A 4,316-nucleotide genomic window follows, 5' to 3' on the forward strand; every position below is an offset into this window, starting at 1 on the left:
GAGAGCGTGGACGTGATCGCGATAAGTACTAGAAACATAATCTTGTCCCGGACGCATCGCTTTAATTACGCCAGAGGAGACCGCTTCTTGACCGTTATACAGGTGGACAAAACCAAACATTTTGCCCCGATAGTACATCTCTGCACATTTATCCTCAAAGAACCGACCGAGGATCGTGTCGCGGTACAACATCAAGCCTTCTGCTTTAGTGATTTCTCCCGACTTTGGCTCAAATGCGGGTAAAGTTCTCTCTTGAACCATTTAGTTTGTTTTATCCACTTGTGTGCGATCGATATTGTCGCTTATTTCGGCAAGTTGTGACTAGTACCAGCGGGGAAATTATTGATTTGGATGGAAAATAAAGCCGCCGCACGCCAGCAGCCTCTGGATTCCCCGCTCCTCTATTCCCTAAAACGATGATGTTATGCTATGTTTGTTCGTAGGTTTTTGAGTAAAGGTAACATCTCCTCAAGTTTGAAGTAATATATTCTTCAGTGCGAGTAGAAGTTGCCAGCCCAAATCTTTGGTTCGAGAAATAAAGTTGATAACTGAGTAGCTGGTAATTGTTAACTTTGTTGTTCAGGTGTATTAGGTGAACCGTGCGAATCCCGCTAGACTACTATCAAATATTGGGTGTACCCGAGAGCGATCTATCGGGATTGGAGCAAGCATATCAAGATCGCTTACTCCAATTGCCGCAGCAAGAATATTCCGATGCGGCAATCGAATCTCGCAATCGACTCATTACGGTCGCTTATCAAGTCTTGAGCGATCCGATTCAACGTGCTGAATATGCCGCAACGCAGGCAGCATCAGCCCTAGTCGGGGTCGAAAGTACAGCAACTAATGCGGAGGTATCGGCATCACAATTTTACCGCCGTCCCGAACTAGATATCGCCACCGAACATTTTGTCGGCGGACTGTTGATCTTATTCGAGCTAGGTCAGTACGAAGAAATCAATAGTATTTGTATGCCCCATTTGGGCAACAATGGTCGCAGCAATAATAGTGGTAGTCTCCATCCCCAACAGCCGCCGACAGTGACTCCCAGCGGCAATGTCTGGCCGACAACTAAGTTCGACGCGGTGCCGATTGCCAAGGTCAAACATACCGCGAGCGGCAGTTCGATCGTCCCGCTCAAGCCAGATATCCTCCTGGCGATGGTTTCGTCATTTTGGGAGTTGGGCGAGCGGGAATGGCGCGATGGTTGCTATGAAGAAGCCACGATTCACTACGAAACTGCCAAAAAAATTCTCGTTCGCGAAGATCTCTTTCCCCAAATTCAAGGGGAAGTAGATCGCAAGCTCGATCGCTTGCGCCCGTATCGGATCTCCTCGCTAGTATCGCTATCGCTCGATCGTCACGAACAGCGCCGCCAAGGGATTCAATTTTTAGAAGAATTACTCGAAAGTGCTTGTACCAACGAAGTCAAGTGCCAAGAACGCTTTGCCCTCAATAGCGAAAGTACGATCGCCTTTATCCACGAAACGCTGCCCTATCTAACTGCTGCCGAGCAACGCAATTTATTCAGTCAATTGGCACGCGATTCCCAGCAAGCGGGGACGCGAATCCTCAATGTCATGCAATTGGCGTGTACCTACTTACACGTCCACGCCCTCATCGTCCAAGGCTTTGCCTACCGCAATCCCCAACTGATCTACACCGCCCAACAAATCTTGCAGTATCGGCTCAGTCAAAGGATCGATTGTTCGATCGAGCAATCAATTTGCGCCTTATTATTAGGGCAAACAGAAGAAGCCAATCAAATCCTTGCCAGTGCTGCCGAATCATCCGCTCTCGTAGTCATTCGTCAGCAGTCTCAAGGACTGCCCAACCTGCTCAGAGGCTTATGTTGGTACATCGAATCCTGGCTCAAAGATGAGGCGTTTCCCTGTTTTCGGGATTTGGTCGCCAGCGATCCTGCTCTAAATGCTTATTTTAACGATCGCGACGTCCAAGATTTTGCCGATCGCGTCCCGGCTACCGATAAAAATATTACTAGTTGGGGTCAGATCTCGCCGATCCTGATCGAGGTGCCCCAATCAGGGGAACTCTCGCTAGGCGAACATTTGACTGAATCACCGCTCGCCTACTCCGCATCAGCATCAGCAGATCTGACCCATTCCAACGTGCGCCGACCCAATAGTCTCAATGCTGCCTGGCAGCCGCCAGCAGACCGAATCGGCGGCGATAGCGTCGATCCAGCCATTCGGGTCGAGCCTGTAGCTCCACCCGAGCCACCACCACCAATCATCGCAGAGCCAGATCCCAGCAACGTCATTCAGCTAGAGAATGAACGCCAACGTCGCCGCTCATCGCAGCCGACCGCCAGAACCATCGACGGTCAGTTCGAGCAAGCCGAGATTGAAGATCGCAGGCCACTACCGCTCCCGCTCCCACCCGATCCGAGCAGTCAAATAGTCACTGCGGCAAAAACCGGACAATTAACCGAGCGATCTTCACTCCACCGCCAGCGCCGCATTCAGCGTAAGCCGAATATCCCCCGCATTTTACTAGTCGGTACTGGCGGCGTAACTTGTGCCTGGGGAGCGATCTGGCTGGCAACTACCGCCATCGGGGTCGTCACCAAACCACAACCGCCCAAAGTGGCGATCGTCGCATCGCCCTCGCCGCGTACTGCCGTATCACCCATCAGCCGCGCTGGATTAGCCACTACTACCCCACAACCAGTCAATGCGGCAGTCTTAACCCCCGAGATCGCCCAAGCCGTGGTGACTAAATGGTTGGCGGCTAAAAGCCAGTCCTTGAGCCAATCGCCCCAAGTCGATCGGCTCAAAAGCATCCTCGTCGAGCCAGCTTTATCCAGTGCGATCGATCGCGCTCAAACTGCCAAAGCTGAGGGCGTACATTGGCTGTATCAACATCAAAATATTGGAATTGTCTCGATCTCCCAACCCAATCCCGCTAGTAAGACCGCGACGATCCAAGCGCGAGTGACCGAAGACGCGCGGTACTATCGCGGAAATCGTCTCGACCCAGCCCGATCCTACTCCAAGCCGCTACTAGTCGAGTACAATGTCGTCCGCCAAAAAGATGGTTGGTATATTAAAGGTATGGGCGTAGTCAAATAATTAAATAGCCGTCAGTCATCATTACATGCTCGATCGTCTCGTTCAAGCTTACACTCCGTTGATTTGTTGGACGGGGTTGGGCATTCTGACTGTGAGGTTCTTACCCGCTGCGTTCCCCTATTGGCTGGGACGCGGCTTGTATTGGGTGGGCGTCCCGATCGAGATTTTTTCCCTCGCCCGTCAGACTACTTTCGACGAACGCGCCCGATTAGCGCCAACGATTACCATTGCTTCCCTACTATTGGGATTGGGATTGGGCTGGCTCAGTCTCCAGATCTGGCAAAAATTACGCCCCGAACCCTCACCAGCCGCCGGACTCAAAGGCAGCTTGCTGTTATCGTCGATGTTGGGCAATACGGGTTTTGTCGGTTTGGCAATCGTCCCCTACTTTGTCTCCGAGACCGATGTGAGTTGGGCGGTGCTCTACAGCGTCACCCAAAATGTCTTTGGCACTTACGGCTTGGGCGTATTAGTCTCCAGTTATTACGGTCGTCAAGGCGCGGGTACCAATCGGTGGTGGACGCAGTTAAAAGATTTGTGCTGTGTGCCCTCGCTATGGGGCTTTGCGCTGGGTTCATTGACCCGCAACCTCCCTTTCCCTACCGCGATCGAATCAAGCCTTCATGCCTCGATTTGGGTGGTGATTCCCGGCGCATTTATTCTCATGGGCATCCGCCTCAGTCAGATTCAAGGCTGGCAAAGTCTCAAGCTTGCCCTATTACCCGCCATCCTCAAAACGATCGTCATGCCGACGATCGTCGGGATCTCAATTTCACTACTCGGTGTCGGTGGCGATCCGCGACTGGGCATTGTCCTCATGGCAGGAATGCCTTGTGCTTTTGCCGGACTGATTTTGGCAGAAGAATACAATCTCAATGGCAACCTAGTTGCCAGTAGCATCATCGTGAGTACATTAATTTTTCTGGCGATGATTCCAGTCTGGTTGTATATCTACTAGGTATTCTCTCTTGCCTCAAAGTAAAGATCTGTAGGTCGGGTTGCGGATGCGCGCTCGCCTCTGTCTCCCGACGGTTTGCGGATGGAATCGCGCTGAGGCTTCCTCAGCGTGCGTTCCACCAAGCAAGCGACCCAAATCACGCGGAGGTTCCCGACCCATGTGTTTGGGTCAGCGATTCGCGCTCCTCGGGTTTCCCGAGGGTTTAGCGAATCAAGACAAGACAGCGGCTCGCAGCCGGGAGGTTCCCTCTCTTGTCTTGACGCGCT

General features: G+C 52.1%; 3 protein-coding genes. 2 read left to right on the top strand and 1 reads right to left on the bottom strand.

Features of this window, described 5'->3' with window-relative positions; genetic code table 11:
- Positions 1-261 (bottom strand): thiamine pyrophosphate-dependent enzyme (locus RMO52_RS07510; RefSeq protein WP_310412455.1); only part of this gene is annotated, 261 nt, incomplete at its 3' end.
- Between the two features lie 338 nt (positions 262-599).
- Between RMO52_RS07510 and RMO52_RS07515 the strand changes: the two genes are divergently transcribed.
- Positions 600-3,092 (top strand): IMS domain-containing protein, encoded by a 2,493-nt coding sequence (locus RMO52_RS07515; protein WP_310412458.1) that lies wholly within the window; start codon positions 600-602, stop codon positions 3,090-3,092.
- A 25-nt stretch (positions 3,093-3,117) separates the two neighbouring features.
- Positions 3,118-4,050: an AEC family transporter gene (locus RMO52_RS07520; RefSeq protein ID WP_309739157.1), complete on the top strand. Its 933-nt coding sequence runs from the start codon at positions 3,118-3,120 to the stop codon at positions 4,048-4,050.
- Positions 4,051-4,316 lie beyond the last annotated feature (266 nt).

The sequence above is a fragment of the Chamaesiphon sp. OTE_8_metabat_110 genome, from assembly GCF_031382685.1.
Lineage (GTDB): Bacteria > Cyanobacteriota > Cyanobacteriia > Cyanobacteriales > Chamaesiphonaceae > Chamaesiphon.

What these genes read in the sequence shown, in the direction of transcription:
- RMO52_RS07520 (WP_309739157.1), top strand. Translation starts at nt 3,118, where the DNA reads ATGCTCGATCGTCTCGTTCAAGCTTACACTCCGTTGATTTGTTGGACG.